Source organism: Clostridium tyrobutyricum DSM 2637 = ATCC 25755 = JCM 11008 (genome assembly GCF_000359585.1).
Lineage (GTDB): Bacteria > Bacillota > Clostridia > Clostridiales > Clostridiaceae > Clostridium_B > Clostridium_B tyrobutyricum.
The window spans coordinates 54,541-73,775 of record NZ_APMH01000013.1 but is presented as its reverse complement, the minus strand read 5'-3'; the positions used below and the strand labels follow the sequence as shown (position 1 = coordinate 73,775).

Genomic DNA, 19,235 nt, shown 5'->3' with positions numbered 1-19,235 from the left:
TCATGAGTTCAAAGAAAACTTATAGTAGCACTTTAAAAATTGAAAACTTATATAAAAAATTTATAATAGATTCAGGGAATGTAGCTGTTCTTAATGATATAAACCTAGAAGTCAATAAAAATGAGTTTATATGTATTATTGGAGCAAGTGGATGCGGTAAGAGTACTTTGTTGAGAATAATTGGGGGATTGGAAAAGGAATATGATGGCAAGGTATATTCTAAAGATAAACTAATAAATGGGCCAGGAGTTGATAGAGGAATAATTTTTCAAGAATCAAGACTTTTTCCATGGCTTAATATTGAGAAAAATGTTGAATTTGGACTTCAAGAAAAATTAAATACTAATATTAAAAAGGATATTGTTAAAAAACATTTAGAATTGGTTGGATTAGGGAAATTTGCAAAAGCATATCCTCATCAACTATCAGGTGGAATGCAACAGCGTGCGAGTATAGCGAGAGCTTTAGTTAATAATCCTAATATACTATTGTTAGATGAGCCTTTCAGTGCTCTTGATGCATTTACAAGGATGAGCATGCAGCAAGAAATATTGAAAATATGGGAAAAAGAAAAAACTACAGTTATATTAGTTACTCATGATATTGATGAAGCTGTGTTTTTAGCTGATCGTGTGGTTATTTTATCAAGCCGACCTGGTACAATAAAGAAAATTGTAAAAATAGATGTTCCAAGGCCAAGAAAACGTAGTGATTATGATTATATAAAAATTAGAAATGAAATATATAATGAATTTTTTGGAGAATTTAAAGAAAATATAGAATATTATATTTAAGAAAATGTATTAAAAAATAGTATTGTATAAAATATAAATTGATGACAGGAGGAATTTGCGTGGGATTATTGGATAAGAGAAAGCCTCAAATAAGAGAAAAAAGATTAAATACATTAAACACATATTTCGGAGATATTGATCAACTATTAAATAATATGGAAGCAGGAGAAATAAATCAGAAAATAAGGACATTTTCTCAAACTTCATTTGATGAAATTATATATGTACTTCAAGTTCTTAATGGCATTGAAGATTCAGGCATAGTAATTCACGGACCACTTGGATGCAGTGCAGTTCAATTGCATATGCTATCCAAAGCAAGATCTAGAAAATGGGTTGTAACAAACCTAAATGAGCAAGATTCAATTTTAGGAAGTGGTGAGAAATTAGAATTAGCAATAAGAAAATTATATAAAAGCTGTAAACCAAATGTAATCTTCATTGTAGCTACACCAGTAATAGCTATAAATAATGATGATATTTTATCTTCTGTAGTTGAACTTGAAGATGAATTAAACATAAAAATTGTTCCCATATTTTCCGATGGATTTAAGTCTAAAACTAGTATATTTGGAAGTGATGTTGCATTTCATGCTATTTCTAAATATCTAGTTACATGTAACAAAGAAGAAACTCAATCCAATCTTATAAATTTGATTTCCATATTTGAAAGCAAGAAAGACTTGAATGAAATTAAAAATCTATTGAATAGGATAGGTGTTGAAGCAAACATACTACCGAGATTTTCAACATTAGAAAATATTTATAGGGTATCTAAAGCGGCACTTTCTGTTAGTATAGACAAAGATAATGGAGACTATTTTGTTAAATCATTAAAAGAAAAGTATAGCATACCATTTTTATCAAATTTATATCCTATTGGTATAGAAGAAACAAAGGATTGGTTTATAAGTGTAGGAAGAGCTCTGGGACTAGAAAAAAATGCACAAGATGTAATCTATAAATATTCTGATGGCCTAAATGAATATATAGATAAAAATAATTTAAATGGATTAAGAATATATATAAATTTACCTACATCAAAAGCATTCTCAATTGTGAAGTTGATAAAAGAATTTGGAGCAGATCTGGCAGGAATAACTGTAGATCATATAGATGATATAAATAAAGAAGATTTAATTTACATTAAAAATTTAGATGAAAGCATAAAATTACACGTGGCAGATGGTCAGTCTTTTGAAGAGGAAAATATTTTAAATAGATTAAAACCTGACTTATATATAGGATTGAGCCAGCACAGTACTTTGGCTGCAAGACTTGGAATTCCTTCTGTTGCTATTGATAATTTGGATATATTAGGATTTAATGGTGTTAAGAATTTTATAAAAGCTGTTTATAAGACACTTAATAATAGAAAATTTTTAGAAATACTTTCTAAAAAAGATAGACTACCATATAAAAAAAATTGGTATAACAAAAGTACTAACTGGTATATAAAACAGGAGGTAAAATAGTATGAATATAAATAATACTAGTATAGTTGAAGTCTCTAGAAATAGCTGTGCATTTTCTGGAGCACTTCAGGTAGTTGAAAGCATAGAAAAAGTTGTACCCATTGTGCATTCAACTGCAGGTTGTACAATTCAACAGTATTTGGGAGTAAATAAAGTAAGCGGAAATAAGGGATCTGGTTATGCTGGAGGTGTTCAAGCATCTTCTAGTAATGTAATTGAAAAACAAATTATTTTTGGAGGAACATCTAGATTAAGAGAACAAATAAAAAATACAATTAAGGTTATGGATGCTGATTTATACGTAGTTTTAAGTGGATGTGCTACTGAATTGGTAGGTGATGATATACCGGCTATGACGAAGGAAGCCCAGGAACAAAGGTATCCTGTTATAAATATACAAACTCCAGGATTTAAAGGAGATATACACTACGGATATGAAGTTACATTAAGGACTTTAATTGAGCAGCTACATAAAATTTATGAAGTGGCTTCTGAAAGAGTAAAAGGGCTTGTAAATGTATTTGGGGTTATTCCAAACCAGGATGTATTTTGGCAGGGAAACTTATTTGAGTTGAAAAGAATTCTGGAGTCCATAGGATTAAAAGTAAATACTTTATTTGGTTTTGGACAAAATATTGAGAACTGGAGACAAGTCCCTAATGCCGAGTTGAACTTGGTGTTTTCACCTTGGGGAATAAAAGCAGCAAAATATTTAAAGGATAAATACAATATACCTTATTTAAATTTTGAAAGTTTACCTGTAGGTCTCAGCAGCACATCTTCATTTATAGAAAAAGTCGGCAACCAACTTAGTATAGATGAAAACAAAATAAATGAATTTATAAAAAATGAAGAAAGCAAGCTTAATTATTACTTGGAAAATATAGCAGATTTTTATTATGAATATAACTTACAGAAAGAATTTGCAATTGTTTCTGAAACAGGCTATACGCTGGGAATAATTGAATTCCTAGTGGAAATAGGGTTTATACCTAAAACTATTATTATTACGGATATTTCAGAAGATAATTATGAAGATAATTATAGGAAATACTTAGATAAAAAATTACATGCTCTATTACCTTTAAATCAAGTGAATTTATATTTTGAAGAAGATTTAGAAAAAATCAATGAAATCATTAAAAATAGTGAAGTTGAATTAATACTTGGAAGTTCCCTGGAAAATAAAATATCCGATGAAATTAATGTACCAGTCCAACATATTTCTTTCCCTATATGGGATAGTGTAATTTTAGATAAAACATATATTGGATATAAAGGAGCAACCACTTTACTTGAAGATATAGCTACATTGATTAGAAATTTTAACTGATATAAGAAATGGAATTCATCATGTCTGACAGAATTAATGTAGGTTACATTTGTAATACTTACACAAGTACATCTTTAATTTATTAAAAAATTGTTGACAAAATCATAAAACAATGTATAATATGAAGTATAATTTTAATACAGTACTTAATAATTAAAAACTTTGAAAAAGGAAAGTAGTTTAATATAGATTTTAAGAGAGGAAATCATTTGCTGGAAGATTTCTAAATTTACCTTAAATGAAGTGCCCTTTAGAGTTGTGTACCGAAATGATAGTAGGCTGCATCAGGTTCACCTGTTATAGTGATTGGATATTTTATGTATCTGAAGAGAGAGACATGTAGTCTAATTAGAGTGGAACCGCGAAGTTTAAGCTTCGTCTCTATAGCATCTTTATAGGTGTTATAGAGACGAAGCTTTTATTTATTAAATATACTTATTACCATATTAGAGATAAGTATTACAAAATTAAAAATAGATTGACTGACTAGAAAAACTAGAGGTCAAGTTACATTTAGTACAGGAAGTATATTTTTTATTTTATATAATTTCTGCATTAGGTGCTACTTGGCCTTTTTTAATAAAAAAATATTGGGGGAATTCATTATGAAAAAATTCAAGTTTAGTATTTTAATCTCATTAATCAGTATTCTGGTAATAACTTCTTTTACAGCATGCGGAAGCAAAAGTGCTGAAAAGTCAACAACAGATAAAAAATCCGTTGAACTTCTAAATGTATCTTATGATCCTACAAGGGAACTGTATGAAAGCTATAATAAAGCTTTTGCAAAGTATTGGAAAGGAAAAACAGGACAGGATGTTACTATAAAGCAGTCACATGGAGGTTCAGGCAAACAGGGAAGATCAATTATAGAAGGACAACAAGCAGATGTTGCAACTTTAGCTCTTGCCTATGATATAGATGCGATTCAAAAGGCCGGACTTATTAATCAAGGTTGGCAAAAAAAGTTCAAGGATAACAGTTCTCCTTACACATCAACTATAGTATTTCTTGTAAGAAAAGGTAATCCAAAGCACATAAAGGATTGGGACGACTTAACCAAAAAAGGTGTTTCAATTGTAACTCCAAATCCTAAAACATCAGGTGGTGCCAGATGGAATTATCTTGCAGCATGGGGATATGCTTTGAAGAAAAACAATAATGATCAAAATAAGGCAAAAGAATTTGTTAAACAACTGTATGGAAATGTGGCAGTACTGGATTCTGGAGCAAGAGGTGCAACTACTACATTTGTTGAAAGAGGTGTAGGTGATGTACTTATAGCTTGGGAAAATGAGGCCTTTTTATCTGTAAAAGAACTTGGAGCAGATAAATTTGACATAGTAGTTCCATCAGTCAGCATACTTGCTGAACCACCAGTTGCTGTTGTAGACAAAGTAGTAGATAAGAAAGGCACAAGAAAAGTTGCAGAAGCATATTTGAACTATCTTTATTCAAAAGAAGGACAAGAAATAGCAGCTCAAAACTACTATAGACCAAGAGATAAAGAAGTTGCTGAGAAATATAAAGATAAATTTCCTAAAATTAATTTGTTTACTATAGATGATATGTTTGGTGGATGGGCAAAAGCACAAAAAACTCATTTTGATGATGGAGGAACATTTGATCAAATATATCAACCTAAAAAGTAACAATAATTGGGCAGTGTGGAGAGGAGACAAAAAATGGTTAAAAAAACAAGAGTTATACCAGGGTTTAATATATCTATGGGACTGGCCATTTTATATTTGAGTTTAATAGTTTTAATTCCACTTAGTACGATATTTATTCAAACATCCAAGATGGGAATAGAGGTTTTTTTGAAAACTATAACAGATCCAAGAGTAGTAGCATCTTATAAAATAAGTTTTGGATGCGCATTTATAGCAGCTGCTATAAATGCTGCTTTTGGGCTTATCATAGCGTGGGTATTAGTAAGATATGATTTCCATTTTAAAAGATTTCTAGATGGATGCATAGATTTGCCCTTTGCTCTTCCTACGGCTGTAGCAGGTATCTCATTGACAACACTATACTCAAAAAATGGATGGATTGGTTCTATATTAGCTAAATTTGGCATACAAGGATCATTTTCGACTTTTGGAATTACTGTAGCATTGGTGTTTATAGGAATACCATTTGTAGTACGTACAATACAACCAGTTCTAGAAGATTTGGATGTTAGTATAGAAGAAGCAGCCTCTGTTTTAGGTGCATCTAGAATACAGATATTTATAAAAGTAATATTACCACAACTTATTGCTCCTCTTCTAACAGGATTCTCACTTGCTTTTGCAAGAGGAATTGGGGAATACGGATCTGTTGTATTTATAGCAGGTAACAAGCCTATGAAAACTGAAATAGCTCCCCTTTTGATAATGACAAAACTTGAACAGTTTGACTATTCATCAGCTACAGCTATAGCATTAGTTATGCTTGTTTTTTCGTTTTTGATGTTGTTTGTTATAAATTTAATTCAATGGAAAGCCAATAAGTATGCATAGGAGAGTGAAAAAATTGGAAAAATCATATCATACTAAATTTAATATAGTGAAATATATACTTATTGCAATAACGATAGCATTTTTGTTTATAATGCTTGGGATGCCATTGATTCTTATATTTTCGGAAGCGTTTAGAAAGGGCAAAGATGCGTATATGACGGCTATTACAGATTCAAATACTATTTCGGCTATAAAACTGACTTTGGTAGCATCAGGTCTGGCAGTTCTTTTTAATACTGTATTTGGTATTATGATGGCTTTTGCTGTAACAAAGTTTAAATTTAAAGGCAGAAATTTTTTGATTACACTAATAGATCTTCCTTTTGCAATTTCACCGGTTATAGCTGGATTAATATATGTACTGACCTTTGGTAGAGGTGGGTTATTTTATAATTTTCTATTTAAACATGATATAAATATAATTTTTGCACTTCCTGGTATAATATTAGCTACAATATTTGTAACTTTTCCTTTTGTATCAAGGGAGATAATACCGCTTATGATTGCTCAAGGAACTGATGAAGAAGAAGCAGCGGCTTCTATGGGTGCAAATTTATGGACAATATTTAGTAGAATAACTTTACCTAATATAAAATGGGGACTTTTATATGGAATAGTATTGTGTAGTGCACGAGCCATAGGAGAATTTGGAGCTGTCTCTGTAGTATCAGGACATATAAGAGGTGAAACCAATACTTTGCCATTGCATGTGGAAATATTATATAATGAATATCAATTTTCTGCATCATTTGCAGTATCATCAATTTTAGTATTTATAGCTATTGTTATTTTGATTATTAGAAACATTATAGAGTGGAAAGTGAAAAAAGAGGTGATATAAAATGTATGTTGAAGTTAAAAATCTCAATAAAAGTTTTGGAAGTTATCAAGCATCAAAAAATGTATCTTTTGGAATAGAAAAAGGCAAGTTGGTAGGATTGCTTGGGCCAAGCGGAAGTGGAAAAACTACAATACTTCGTATGATTGCCGGACTTGAAACTGCTGATAGTGGAGAAATTTATATTGACGGTAAATTGGTTAACAATATACCTCCAGGAAAAAGAGGAATAGGATTTGTATTTCAAAATTATGCACTTTTTAGAAATATGACAGTGTATCAAAATATAGAATTTGGACTTTCTATTAAAAAAGTAGATAAAAAATATACCAGGGAAAGAGTTATGCAGCTTGTAGAACTCATAGGGCTTAAAGGTCTTGAGAAAAGATATCCAAGTCAGTTGTCTGGAGGACAAAAGCAGAGAGTTGCTTTTGCTAGAGCTCTTGCTTCAAAGCCACAATTGCTTCTTTTAGATGAGCCTTTCGCAGCTATTGATGCAAAAGTTAGAAAAGAGCTTAGGACATGGCTTAAAAATATGATACACAAGTTGGAGATAACCAGTATTTTTGTTACACATGACCAAGAGGAAGCAGTAGATGTAGCTGATGAAATTATAATAACAAATTCAGGAGCTATTGAGCAAAAAGGAGGATCAGTAGAAATATATAATAATCCTAAAACGGTTTTTGTAGCTAAATTTATTGGTGAGTCCAATGCCATTAAAAAGTTTAGCCAATTTAAGGCTTTCAAGAATATTCCTGAAGGAACGAAAGCAATTACAAGACCGGAGTTCGTTGAAGTTTATAAAAATGATGAAGTAAAACCTGGAACTGTCTACGAAAGTGGTATAGTTACCGATATATCATTTGGTGGGTCCAATTGGATAGTAACTATTCAAATAGGGGACAATATAATAAAAGGTATCCGCTCGTTGGCAAAAAATAATCTTAATGTAGGTGATAAAGTAGCAGTTCTTATACACAGATTATATTTATTTGATAATAATAAAGTGAAAGTTGTGGAAAATAAATTTAAAAATAATATTAAATCCTACTCTATATAGAATATAGATTATGTGCTATTTTGCATTTTATCATATAATATGCTATTATAGCGTTATGTTAAATTTAAGTAAATATTAGTAAATATTTATTATAAGCAGGGTGGAATGGACCGCAGAAGTTAGCTTCTGCCTCTGATATAAAGAGGTGGGAGTTTTTTGTTATTTTATTGGAGGTGTGAGCACTGGATAATATCCTTGAACTTATAAATACTGTTAAAAAATTTAATAGCCAAACTGTAGTAAAAGACATTTCTATAAATATAAAAAGAGGAGAGTTTTTAACAATTTTAGGACCAAGTGGCTGTGGAAAAACTACTACATTGCGTATGATAGCAGGTTTTGAAAAACCTACAAGTGGAAGTATAATTTTAAATGGAAAACATATAGAAAATAAGGAGCCTTATGAACTAAATATAAATACTGTATTTCAAAATTATGCACTTTTTCCTCATATGAATGTATATAATAATATAGCATATGGTCTTAAAATTAAGAAGATTAATAAGCAGAAGATAAAAGCACGTGTAGAAAATATGTTAAAACTTGTACAACTTGAAGGTTATGAGAAAAGAATGCCTGGAAATCTAAGTGGTGGACAAAAACAGAGAGTAGCAATTGCAAGAGCACTTATTAATAGTCCAGATTTACTGTTGTTAGACGAGCCTCTTGGAGCTCTTGACTTTAAACTCAGAAAACAGATGCAGATTGAACTTAAAAGGCTTCAAAAAAAACTTGGAATAACTTTTGTATATGTAACTCATGATCAAGAAGAAGCTCTCAATATGTCAGATAGCATAGTTGTAATGAAAGATGGAAAAATAGAACAACTTGGAACACCAAGAGATATATATGAAAGACCTAGGACTAAATTTGTAGCGGGGTTTATAGGAGATTCAAATATATTTGATTGTAATGTACAATCTATAGAAAAGGATAAAATATATTTAAATAATATAAATGGTACTATAATTACAAAAGATAGTCTACTTAAAAAGGGAGATCATGTTTCCGTAATAGTGAGACCTGAGAATATAAAATATTCTTTTAGTCCTGTAGATTTTTTTGATTTGAAAGCTATAGTGGTGGAAAATATATACCTGGGATCAAATACTAAAACCATTTTAAAACTCAAAGATGGTACTAATGTATCTGTGATGAGTTATACTAAAAATCTTGAAATTCCAGAAGTAGGAACAGAAACATGGATATTTTGGGATATATCAGACGGGGTCTTAATTAAAGGGGGGGGCCTGTAATTGAAGAAAAGACTTAACTTTGAAAAATATACGTTTATAATTCCTGTTAGTATATGGATGATTATATTTATGGCAGTCCCTATTATATATATTGTATTTATAAGTTTTCTTCAAAGGGGAGTAAATGGTGGTATAGATTTTGTATTTTCATTTAGCAATTACAAGAGAATTATGTCACCACTGTATTTTAAAGTGTTTTCCAATTCTTTATCTATAGCATTTATAACCATGGTGTTTACATTGATTTTTGGATATCCTTTTGCATACTTTGTATCGAAAATTCCTAAAAAGTTTAGAACACTGGCTATTATACTTATAATTGTTCCATTTTGGACTAATTCTCTTATAAGAACTTATGCATGGATGAATTTAATGAGTACAGAAGGGGTTATAAACAGCATACTAGTAAAATTTAATATAATAAATGAACCTTTAAAGATGCTTTATACTTATGGAGCTGTACTTTTAGGAATGATATATACTTTATTCCCTTTTATGGTTCTGCCAATCTACAATTCAATTGAAAAACTTGAAAGTTGTTATATTGATGCAGCTAAGGACTTAGGTGCTGGAAAACTTAAAACATTTTTTACTATAATATTTCCTCTCACCATGCCGGGAGTTTTGGCTGGATGTATTTTAGTATTTATACCCTCATTAGGCCTATTTTATATTTCAGATCTTATGGGCGGCAGTAAAGTCATGCTCATAGGGAATCTTATAAGAAATCAATTTTTGGTATCTCGTGACTGGCCCTTTGGAGCAGCCATATCTATTTTTATGATAGTAGTCACATTAATTTTAACTACAATTAGTATAAAATTAGTTGGTAAAAAAACAGATATGGGGGTTTTTTAATGAGCAATAAAATTAATAAGCTAATACGATATTTATATATTGTACTGGTATTTATATTTTTATATTTGCCTATATTTGTAATAGTGTTTTATTCTTTTAACCATGCTAAAACAGGTGCATTATGGACTGGATTTACTTTAGATTGGTATCATAGTCTATTCAATGATAGTGATGTAATCACAGCCTTTAAAAATAGTTTGTCAATTGCAATTATGAGTACCATAATATCATCTATAGTAGGAACTATAGGTGCATTTGGACTTTATAAGTATAAATTTAAAGGAAAGAGTATAGTAGAAGCACTTTTAAATATAACCATAATTATACCTGAAATAATAATGGGAATTGCACTTCTTGTATATTTTACACAACTTAATATATCATTTGGTATAGGAACACTTGTGTTTTCCCATGCCACTTTCAGTATTCCTTTTGTATTAATAATAGTCAGGGCAAGAATCTCAGGATTTGACTCTTCCATAGAAGATGCAGCTATGGATTTGGGTGCCAACAGACTAAAAGTGTTTTTTACAATTGTACTTCCAAATATATTGCCGGGCATAGCTGCAGGAGCCATGATTGCCTTTATATTGTCTTTTGATGATGTAATAATAAATTTTTTCGTATCTGGACCTGCAAGTACTACTCTTCCAATAAAAATATTTTCAATGCTTAGATTTGGACTATCACCAGAGATAAATGCCCTTTGTACCATAATGTTAATTATTACTTTTATAATTTTAATTATGGGACAGAGTATAAAATTAATAGGAGAAAGAAGATTATAAATTTTTAGGGGGAAAATTATGAAGAATAAATTAATGAGATCTTTAAGTGTATGTGCAGCAATGGTATTTTTAATTTTATCATTTGCAGCATGTGGATCACAAAAATCAACTCAAAGTAGTGACAAAGTAGTTAATATATTTACATGGGCAAATTATGTTCCTGATTCTGTAGTAAAACAATTTGAGAAGCAAACTGGCATAAAAGTAAATTATAGTAATTTCTCGACTAACGAAGAAATGCTTGCAAAACTTCAAGCTACTAAAGGTTCTCAATATGATGTAGTCATATGCAGTGATTATATTATTGAAGTTATGTCAAAACAAAAAGAAATTTTGATGCAGCCAATAGATAAAAAGAACATACCAAATTATAAAAATGTAGATCCTCAATTTTTGGCTCAGGATTATGATAAACAAAATAAATATTCTATACCTTATACACTTGGTACCCAGATGATAGTTTACAATCCTGAAAAAGTCAAAATTGACATAAAGGGATACAAGGATCTTTGGAATCCACAATTGAAAGATTCAATTGTATTAGTAGATGACCCAAGAATAGTAATAGGTATGACACTTAAAAAATTAGGTTATTCTATGAATGAAACAGATTCTAAAAAATTGAATCAGGCAAGTGAAGAATTAAAAAAATTAAAGCCAAATGTAAAAGTTTTTGATGCAGATACTCCTCATAACAGTTTGATAAATGGAGATGTAAGTGTAGGATATATGTATGGTTCTCAGGCATCAGCAGCAGTTAAAGCCAATCCAAAATTCAAGATAGTTTACCCTGAAGAAGGAATGAATTCTGAGGAAGATAATTTTATAATACCTGTTAAAGCACCTCATAAGGAAAATGCAGAAAAATTTATAAACTTTATGCTGAATGGTAAAATAAGTAATGAGGCAACAACTTCAAATGAATATGTAAATACGAACAAAGCAGCTAAACAGTATATGTCTAAAGAATACTTGAATAATAAAGCAGTGTATATACCCGATGCAGAACTTAAAAGAGCAGAAAGATTTAAAGATGTAGGAAGTGCAACTAAAACTTATGATAGAATATGGTCAGAATTTAAACAACAGTAATTTTGTATTGACAATATATATGTTAGGGTAATATAATAAATAATAACTGAGCCTATGATTGAGAAACGAGTATCTTTAAAGTCTTATTTTAAGCGAGTAGAAAATGGTGAAAGTCTACAATATATTAAAGAGAAAGAGAGTCTCTTAGGAACTTATGAAGAATATTTGAGTATTCAAATAAAAAGTGAGTCGTTGACTGCGTTAAAGTTGAAAGTGGATAGCTTGCTATCAATTAGAGTGGTACCGCGAAAGATTCGTCTCTTTGAATAAAGAAGATGAATCTTTTTTGTTGTAAAATTTATGAAATCAGGAGTTGAGTTATAATAATATGGATTATAAAAAAATAATTGCAGAGAGATTAAAAGAAAACTTAAATTTAGAATTGAAGGATATAGAAAGAATTATTGAAATACCACCTAAGTCTGACATGGGAGATTATGCATTCCCTTGTTTTCAGCTAGCTAAAATATATAAAAAGGCACCTAACATAATAGCCAGCGAACTAAAGGAAAAAATTGATAATAAATATTTTGAAAAAATAGAAAACTTAGGACCTTATCTTAATTTCTTTGTAGATAAGAGTATTTTTGCAAAAGACACTTTAAACAAAATTTTATCCGAAGGTGATAGTTATGGAAAATCATCTGTTGGAAATGGGAAAAATGTAGTTATAGAATTTTCATCTCCCAATATTGCTAAACCATTTCATGTAGGGCATCTTTTTAGTACTGCCATAGGAAATTCCCTTTATAAAATGATGAGTTCTCAAGGTTATAATTGTACTAGAATAAATCATTTGGGAGATTGGGGAACTCAATTTGGAAAACTAATATGTGCATATAAGCTTTGGTGTGATGAAGAAGCTTTAAAAAAAGATCCTATAAAAGAATTGTTGAGAATATATGTAAAATTTCACGAAGAAGCAGAGAAAGATCCTTCTCTTGAAGACAAGGGAAGAATGTATTTCAAAAAATTAGAAGATGGAAATAAAGAGGAAGTTGAACTATGGAAAAAATTTAAAGACATGAGTTTGGAAAAGTTCAACAAAGTTTATGAAGAATTAGGAGTTGAATTTGATTCTTATGCAGGTGAAAGTTTTTATACTGATAAGATGGATTCCGTAATAGAAGAAATTGACAAATGTGGACTTTTAAAAGAAAGTAATGGTGCTAAAGTTGTAATGCTGGATGATTATAATATGCCGCCTTGTATAATAAGAAAGTCAGATGGAGCAACCATATATGCAACCAGAGATTTGGCAGCTGCAATATATAGAAAGAAAACTTATGATTTTGACAAGTGTATATATGTAGTTGGAATGGATCAGTCACTGCACTTTAAACAGGTATTTACTACATTAAAACTTATGGGAAAAAATTGGGCTGATTCTTGTAAACATGTTGGATTTGGATTGGTCAAATTTGCAAATAAGAAATTGTCTACTAGAAAGGGTGATGTTATCTTTTTAGAAGATTTGTTGGATAGGTCTGTTGAGACTACTCTTAAAATAATAAAAGAAAAAAATCCTAAACTTGAGAGCAAGACAGAAGTGGCAAAGAAGATAGGAATAGGTGCTATAATATTTACTTATTTAAAGAACAATAGGGAAAGAGATATAATTTTCGACTGGGATGAGATGTTGAGTTTTGATGGTGAAACAGGTCCTTATGTTCAGTACAGTTATGCGAGAGGAAAGAGCATAATAAGAAAAGCAGGGGATTTCGATAGAGAAATGAATTATATTGACATAAATTCATTTGAAGAATTCAACCTTGTAAAAATTCTTTCTGAATTTAATTTGCATGTACTAAATGCAATAAATAAATTAGAGCCATTTATGGTAACTAGATATGTAATAGAGGTTGCAAAAGCTTTTAATAAATTCTATAATTCTTGTAGTATACTTAATACGGAAGATGACAATACAAGAAATTTCAGACTTAATCTTGTGGAAGCTTCCTGTCAGGTAATAAAAAATGCACTTAACTTGCTTGGTATACAGGTAGTGGAAAAAATGTAACTGTAATTTATTCTACTTATATTAGTGAGTTTGGAGGTAATTATGTTTACTAAAAAATATGATACAGTATTAAATATTCCTGAAAAAGTATTTAATACGTATAACATGAAAAATGTAGCTTATTTTGATATAGAAACTACAGGATTTGATAAAAACAAGGATAATATAATTCTTATATCTTTTGGAAATTTTATAGATTATAATAAATTTTCTATAAAGCAATATTTTGCTGAAAATTTGGAAGATGAAGGGGAAGTCCTGTATAGTTTTGGAAGTGATGTTTTAAAGTATGAAAACTGGTGTTCTTATAATGGAATAGCCTTTGATGAGCCATTTATTTGTGAAAGAATGATAAAGGAAAATATATTTTTTGAACCGCCTAAGAAACATATAGATCTGTATAGACTTATAAGGCCTTATTATAAACAATTGGGTATGGAAAGATGTAATTTGAAAACAGTGGAAAAGTATATAGGTGTACAAAGAAAAGATCATATAGATGGAGGAATCAGCGTAGATTTATACAAGCAGTTTTTGAGTACTAATGATGAAAAGTTGGAAGATACTATAATGCTTCATAATTATGAAGATGTACTAAATCTTCCTAAAATACATGAATTTATATATAAAATTCAAAATAATGACTCTCTTGTAAGATCTGATATAATTACACATAAGCAGCTTAAATTTTTGACAAGCCTTTTGACTAGGAATAATATTCAGCTTGATTTTGAAATAAATAAAATGTCAAAAAAATCTGCATCAAGGACGATAGACTATATACTAAAGGGTGGAAAAGATCCAGAAAAAATAACGGATATTTCAAACAACAGCTATTAGACAAATATTTATAAAGGAGTTGATTGATTTGATTAGTGATATAATGCGTTCTGATATAGTTAGAATAAAAGATACTGATATATTAAGTAAAGCACTAAATATAATGCATGAACACAAAATAAATGGAGCACCTGTAATAAATGAAAATGGTAAGTTGGTAGGAATGATAGTAAAAGCTGATATATATAGATTTTTGATGGAAGAAGGTCACTTTGATACTTGCCCGGTAGAATGGGTAATGTCAAAACAGGTAATAACGGCACATAAAGATGAGGCTATAATTTCTGCAGCTAAAAGATTGAGAGAAAATAATATAATTGCAATTCCAGTAGTGGATGATGATTTAATAGTAGAGGGAATTATTTCTATTGAAGATATTATTGATTACATTATAAAAAAATCCAGCAAATAAGCTGGATTTTTTTAATGTGATTTGTCTATATGTTTTTTTGTACATCTATAAAGCTTTGATTTACAAGAATTACATCCACAGCTGCATCCACCACCTTTAGATTTTTTCTTTATACTGTTTATGAGTATACATATAGCAACTGCAACGATAACTATTGTTATTAATATTTCTATCATTTTATATCACTCCATTAAAATATAAGAGAACCAATTCTAAACACTATAAAAGAGACTATCCACGCGAGTATAAGCTGATATGTTATAGAAAATATAGCCATTTTGCCACCATACTCTTTTTTCATAGTAGATATTGCAGATATACATGGAGTATATAGAAGAACAAATACTAAAAATGCATAAGCTGAAATTGAAGTAAAATGTTGTGGCAAAATTGAGGTTAAATTATGTCCATATATAATCCCCATAGTTCCAATTACAATTTCTTTAGCCATCAACCCAGCAATAAGTGATACTGAGGTTTGCCATGAGCCATATCCCATTGGAGAAAATATAGGACTTATAAAATTACCTATATAAAATAAAATACTCTTATCCATAGAAACCATACCAGTAAAATTGAAGTTTGATAAAAACCATATTAAAACAGACATAGAAAATATTATAGTTCCAGCTTTTCTTAAAAATCCTTTTGCTTTTTCCCATGTATGAAATAGCAAATTTTTAAATTCTGGAATATTATATTTCGGAAGTTCTATAATAAAAGGTTCTTCATCTTTTCTAAAGATGGTGTTTTTAAATAAAAGTCCTATTATAAAAGCGAAAGCTATTCCAAATATATATAGGGAAAACACTACTTCAGTTTGATGCCCTATGAAAAAGGCTGATGCAAACAAAGCATATATTGGAAGCCTTGCATTACAGGACATAAGTGGTATTAAAAGGGCAGTTAATTTTCTATCCTTTTCACTTTCCAAAGTCCTGGAGGACATAATTCCCGGAACTGAACATCCAAATCCTACTATGAGAGGAATAAATGCTTTGCCTGAAAGACCCATTCTCCTCATAAGTTTGTCCATTATAAGGGCTCCTCTAGCCATATAACCGCTGTCTTCTAAAAAGGATATGCCTAAAAATAGACAGAATATTATAGGGAAAAATACTATAACTGATCCGACACCAGCTAATATACCATCTATCAAAAGAGAACTAAACCAAGGGCTTGTACTTGCAAGCAGCCCTTTTAAATAAGGTGTTAAAATATTCGATAAAAGACTGTCAAATGCATCTGACGCTGGTTGTCCAACCCAACTAAAGGTAAATTTGAAAATCAAAAAAAGTGTAATTAAAAATATTGGATAAGCTAGAAATTTATTCAGTACAATTTTATCTATAATTTTAGTATATGAATTAGATTCACTTTTTGTTTTAGTAGTACATTTGTTTAACACATTATTTATAAAAGAATAAGCCTGCTTTTCAGTTTCGAAATTAAAACTATTTTCAGTAGCTTGATCATATGTAAATTTATTGTTTATTAATATATCTTTAAGAGTATCAATACCTTTTTTCTTGGTAGCTATTATTGGTACTACAATTACTCCAAGTTCATGCTCCAATTTTTTTAGGTCAATATGTAATCCATTGGAATGTGCTACATCCATCATATTTAAAACCAATAATATTGGTTTATGGAATTGTTTAAGCTGGGTAGTAAGATATAAATTTCTATCCAAGTTAGAAGCATCTACTATATTTATTATTACATCTGGATTTTCATTCATTAAAAAGTTTTTAGACACTTTTTCTTCATTGGAGTAAGTATCCATTGCATATATTCCAGGCAAATCTACAATTCTTATATTTTTAAAATATCCTTCCTTTTTCTCCACTGTTACTCCAGGCCAATTACCTACATATTGATTTGAGCCAGTTAAATGATTAAACAAAGAAGTTTTCCCTACATTAGGATTGCCTAACAGAGCTGTCGTAATCATATTTTACCTCCTGATTTTTGTTGTTAATTAATTACAGTACAAAATACCATGGTAATAATAAAAAACTCACATTATTTACCATGGCATTTATTAACATGCTTAAAATGTTCATTTAATTTTTGGAATTAAGCTGTAATTGAAATATTTTCTGCATCCTTTTTGCGAATAGCTAAATTGAACCCTCTTAAGTTTATAACTAATGGATCTCCTAAAGGAGCAGATCTTTCCAAACTTAAACTAGTTCCTTCTATGCAACCAAGAGCCAAAAGCCTTTTAGTCAATTTTTCATCACAACATATGCTTTTTATTATTGCTTTTTGACCTGGTTTTAAATCACAAATATTCATTTAGATCACCTCAAGTATCAATTTACAATGAAATCCATTATCAATTTCCTAATTGTATGATAACATCTTTATAATAATGTGTCAATTATATATTCTACTTAAAAGCACATATTATTTATGATAGAATATTATATATTAATTATCTTGAATTAAATAGGAAAAGGGAGAGAAATATGATGGTAAAAGTAGCATTTTTTGATATAGATGGAACACTTTATAGGGAAGGACTTATGACAGAAGTATTTAAAAAACTTGTAAAATATGAAATTATACCACCAGATAGATGGTATAAAGAAGTAAAACCTGAATATGAAAAATGGGATAAAAGACAGGGAAATTATGATAATTACTTATTAAAAATGGCAGATATTTATATAGAAGCCATAAAAGGACTCCACAAGTCTCAAGTAGAATTTATTGCAAGAAATGTTATACAGCAAAAAGGGGATAGGGTATATACTTATACTAGGGATAGGATAAAATGGCATAAAAAAAATGGACATAAAATAATAACTATATCTGGAAGCCCAATAGAATTAGTTAGGGAAATGTCTAAAAAATATGGATTTGATGATTGTATAGGAGCAAAATATATTATTGATAGTAATAATATATACACTGGAGAAGTTATTCCAATGTGGGATAGCAAAAGTAAAATGAATTCTATAAATAAACTAGCAAAAAAGTATGACATAAATTTACAGGAGAGTTACAGTTATGGAGATACTGCTGGTGATTTTGACATGTTAAGATTAGTAGGTCATCCTGTTTGTGTGAATCCTACTAGAGAACTTGTAAGAGAAGCAGTCAATAATGAAGCTCTAAAAGATAAAATAACTATAGTCATAGAGAGAAAGGATATGATATATCGTTTGAATCCTTCACATATAAATTCAATCTAAATTTTGATGTTTTTTTAAAGTGAATTTATCAGCTTAATATTTAAAGATGATATAATGTAAGGTATGTATAGTAAAAGACTTAGAAAAGAGTGGTAAAGTGATAAAAAAATATGATAGTATATTTATCAAGCAGCCTTCAGCTCAAAAGGCCCTGGAAATTAAGGGATTAAGTGTTTTTAAAGACGCTTTATTTTTTGACTTAGAACATTATATATATAAGAAACCAATATGTATAGGAGTATTTGGATGCTGTTTCTATGATAAGGATATTGAAGAGTTAAAAGTTACTCAATATATGATAGAGAATAAAACTGATGCAAAATCAATATTGAAGATGGCTGAAGATTATTTTATAAATATGTGGAACAATGGTAAAAGGTATATTGTTACTTTTTCAGGCAATAATGATTTTACTGTTATAAATTATCTTTTTAAGAAGTACAAATTAGATTTTGATATAAATGAACACTTTTTTCATATTGATTTACAAAGGCAATATGAAAAAGAGATTCATTCTTCGATTGGTTTAAAAGCATTGGAAAAGGAATTTGGGATTGTAAGAGAAAGCGAAGTTATAAGTGGATCTAATTTAGCAAAGACTTTTAGTAAAATAGTAAAGGATAATGATTATATAAATAGAATGCCCGAGAAGAAAAAAGAAAAAATACTATTATATAATGAACAGGATGTAGTAAGTTTGTTTGATATTTATGTAAATTGGAAAAGTGTATTTAAAAATTAACAGAATAGGGGGAGCTT

Annotated in this window: 19 protein-coding genes and 2 other annotated features; of the genes, 16 read left to right on the top strand and 3 right to left on the bottom strand. The window is 29.6% G+C overall.

The window, feature by feature from the left end; translation table 11 throughout:
* Window positions 1-2: 2 nt before the first annotated feature.
* From J418_RS0107635 to J418_RS0107570, 14 genes are all read left to right on the top strand, one after another.
* A complete protein-coding gene (locus J418_RS0107635) occupies window positions 3-794 on the top strand; it encodes an ABC transporter ATP-binding protein (protein WP_017751565.1) in 792 nt (263 codons plus the stop codon).
* 59 nt (window positions 795-853) lie between these two features.
* Window positions 854-2,269 carry a nitrogenase component 1 gene (locus J418_RS0107630; protein ID WP_017751566.1) on the top strand — a complete coding sequence of 472 codons (1,416 nt, stop codon included), beginning with the start codon at window positions 854-856 and terminating at the stop codon, window positions 2,267-2,269.
* Window position 2,270: 1 nt separating this feature from the next.
* Window positions 2,271-3,602, top strand: coding sequence for a nitrogenase component 1 (locus J418_RS0107625; protein ID WP_017751567.1), 1,332 nt, complete (start codon window positions 2,271-2,273; stop codon window positions 3,600-3,602).
* 153 nt (window positions 3,603-3,755) lie between these two features.
* Window positions 3,756-3,988 (top strand) — a binding site (T-box leader).
* Window positions 3,989-4,207: 219 nt separating this feature from the next.
* Complete coding sequence (locus tag J418_RS0107620; RefSeq protein WP_017895271.1) at window positions 4,208-5,254, top strand: sulfate ABC transporter substrate-binding protein; 1,047 nt, start codon at window positions 4,208-4,210, stop codon at window positions 5,252-5,254.
* Window positions 5,255-5,287: 33 nt separating this feature from the next.
* The gene (cysT, locus tag J418_RS0107615; RefSeq protein WP_017895270.1) at window positions 5,288-6,106 is read left to right on the top strand and encodes a sulfate ABC transporter permease subunit CysT; all 819 of its coding nucleotides are present in this window, start codon (window positions 5,288-5,290) and stop codon (window positions 6,104-6,106) included.
* Window positions 6,107-6,119: 13 nt separating this feature from the next.
* A complete protein-coding gene (gene cysW / locus J418_RS0107610) occupies window positions 6,120-6,947 on the top strand; it encodes a sulfate ABC transporter permease subunit CysW (RefSeq protein WP_017751570.1) in 828 nt (275 codons plus the stop codon).
* 1 nt (window position 6,948) lies between these two features.
* A complete protein-coding gene (locus tag J418_RS0107605) occupies window positions 6,949-8,007 on the top strand; it encodes a sulfate/molybdate ABC transporter ATP-binding protein (protein ID WP_017751571.1) in 1,059 nt (352 codons plus the stop codon).
* 182 nt (window positions 8,008-8,189) lie between these two features.
* Window positions 8,190-9,263: an ABC transporter ATP-binding protein gene (locus J418_RS0107600; RefSeq protein WP_023625248.1), complete on the top strand. Its 1,074-nt coding sequence runs from the start codon at window positions 8,190-8,192 to the stop codon at window positions 9,261-9,263.
* Entirely contained in the window at window positions 9,264-10,121 is an 858-nt protein-coding gene (locus J418_RS0107595; RefSeq protein ID WP_017895268.1) for an ABC transporter permease, read from the top strand.
* On the top strand, window positions 10,121-10,909 hold the full coding sequence (locus tag J418_RS0107590; protein ID WP_017751574.1) for an ABC transporter permease: 789 nt from the start codon (window positions 10,121-10,123) through the stop codon (window positions 10,907-10,909). The genes J418_RS0107595 and J418_RS0107590 overlap by 1 nt, the downstream gene beginning before the upstream one ends.
* An 18-nt stretch (window positions 10,910-10,927) precedes the next feature.
* Complete coding sequence (locus J418_RS0107585) at window positions 10,928-12,001, top strand: polyamine ABC transporter substrate-binding protein (protein WP_017895267.1); 1,074 nt, start codon at window positions 10,928-10,930, stop codon at window positions 11,999-12,001.
* A 45-nt stretch (window positions 12,002-12,046) separates the two neighbouring features.
* Window positions 12,047-12,266, top strand: a binding site (T-box leader).
* A 63-nt stretch (window positions 12,267-12,329) separates the two neighbouring features.
* Window positions 12,330-14,021 carry an arginine--tRNA ligase gene (gene argS / locus J418_RS0107580; RefSeq protein WP_017895266.1) on the top strand — a complete coding sequence of 564 codons (1,692 nt, stop codon included), beginning with the start codon at window positions 12,330-12,332 and terminating at the stop codon, window positions 14,019-14,021.
* A gap of 42 nt (window positions 14,022-14,063) precedes the next feature.
* Entirely contained in the window at window positions 14,064-14,861 is a 798-nt protein-coding gene (locus J418_RS0107575; protein ID WP_017751577.1) for a ribonuclease H-like domain-containing protein, read from the top strand.
* Between the two features lie 28 nt (window positions 14,862-14,889).
* Window positions 14,890-15,273 carry a CBS domain-containing protein gene (locus tag J418_RS0107570; protein ID WP_017751578.1) on the top strand — a complete coding sequence of 128 codons (384 nt, stop codon included), beginning with the start codon at window positions 14,890-14,892 and terminating at the stop codon, window positions 15,271-15,273.
* A gap of 11 nt (window positions 15,274-15,284) precedes the next feature.
* Here J418_RS0107570 and J418_RS16090 read toward each other — a convergent pair whose 3' ends face one another.
* The 3 genes from J418_RS16090 to J418_RS0107555 all read right to left on the bottom strand — a co-directional run bounded on the left by J418_RS16090 (window position 15,285) and on the right by J418_RS0107555 (window position 17,574).
* The gene (locus J418_RS16090; protein WP_017751579.1) at window positions 15,285-15,449 is read right to left on the bottom strand and encodes a FeoB-associated Cys-rich membrane protein; all 165 of its coding nucleotides are present in this window, start codon (window positions 15,447-15,449) and stop codon (window positions 15,285-15,287) included.
* Between the two features lie 14 nt (window positions 15,450-15,463).
* Window positions 15,464-17,227 (bottom strand): ferrous iron transport protein B, encoded by a 1,764-nt coding sequence (gene feoB / locus J418_RS0107560; RefSeq protein WP_017895265.1) that lies wholly within the window; start codon window positions 17,225-17,227, stop codon window positions 15,464-15,466.
* Window positions 17,228-17,352: 125 nt separating this feature from the next.
* Window positions 17,353-17,574, bottom strand: a complete 222-nt coding sequence (locus J418_RS0107555; RefSeq protein ID WP_017751582.1) for a FeoA family protein — start codon at window positions 17,572-17,574, stop codon at window positions 17,353-17,355.
* Between the two features lie 176 nt (window positions 17,575-17,750).
* On the opposite strand from J418_RS0107555, the gene J418_RS0107550 reads away from it, so the two are divergent.
* A complete protein-coding gene (locus tag J418_RS0107550; protein ID WP_017751583.1) occupies window positions 17,751-18,476 on the top strand; it encodes an HAD-IB family hydrolase in 726 nt (241 codons plus the stop codon).
* 97 nt (window positions 18,477-18,573) lie between these two features.
* A complete protein-coding gene (locus J418_RS0107545; RefSeq protein ID WP_017895264.1) occupies window positions 18,574-19,218 on the top strand; it encodes a ribonuclease H-like domain-containing protein in 645 nt (214 codons plus the stop codon).
* The last annotated feature ends 17 nt before the right edge of the window (window positions 19,219-19,235 follow it).

Bases quoted from the DNA above. Each gene is read 5' to 3' on its own strand.
- J418_RS0107625 (WP_017751567.1), top strand. From the start codon at position 2,271: ATGAATATAAATAATACTAGTATAGTTGAAGTCTCTAGAAATAGCTGT.
- J418_RS0107555 (WP_017751582.1), bottom strand. From the start codon at position 17,574: ATGAATATTTGTGATTTAAAACCAGGTCAAAAAGCAATAATAAAAAGC.
- feoB (WP_017895265.1), bottom strand. From the start codon at position 17,227: ATGATTACGACAGCTCTGTTAGGCAATCCTAATGTAGGGAAAACTTCT.
- argS (WP_017895266.1), top strand. From the start codon at position 12,330: ATGGATTATAAAAAAATAATTGCAGAGAGATTAAAAGAAAACTTAAAT.
- J418_RS0107605 (WP_017751571.1), top strand. From the start codon at position 6,949: ATGTATGTTGAAGTTAAAAATCTCAATAAAAGTTTTGGAAGTTATCAA.
- J418_RS0107620 (WP_017895271.1), top strand. From the start codon at position 4,208: ATGAAAAAATTCAAGTTTAGTATTTTAATCTCATTAATCAGTATTCTG.
- J418_RS0107585 (WP_017895267.1), top strand. From the start codon at position 10,928: ATGAAGAATAAATTAATGAGATCTTTAAGTGTATGTGCAGCAATGGTA.
- J418_RS0107575 (WP_017751577.1), top strand. From the start codon at position 14,064: ATGTTTACTAAAAAATATGATACAGTATTAAATATTCCTGAAAAAGTA.
- cysT (WP_017895270.1), top strand. From the start codon at position 5,288: ATGGTTAAAAAAACAAGAGTTATACCAGGGTTTAATATATCTATGGGA.
- J418_RS0107590 (WP_017751574.1), top strand. From the start codon at position 10,121: ATGAGCAATAAAATTAATAAGCTAATACGATATTTATATATTGTACTG.
- J418_RS0107635 (WP_017751565.1), top strand. From the start codon at position 3: ATGAGTTCAAAGAAAACTTATAGTAGCACTTTAAAAATTGAAAACTTA.
- J418_RS0107550 (WP_017751583.1), top strand. From the start codon at position 17,751: ATGGTAAAAGTAGCATTTTTTGATATAGATGGAACACTTTATAGGGAA.
- J418_RS16090 (WP_017751579.1), bottom strand. From the start codon at position 15,449: ATGATAGAAATATTAATAACAATAGTTATCGTTGCAGTTGCTATATGT.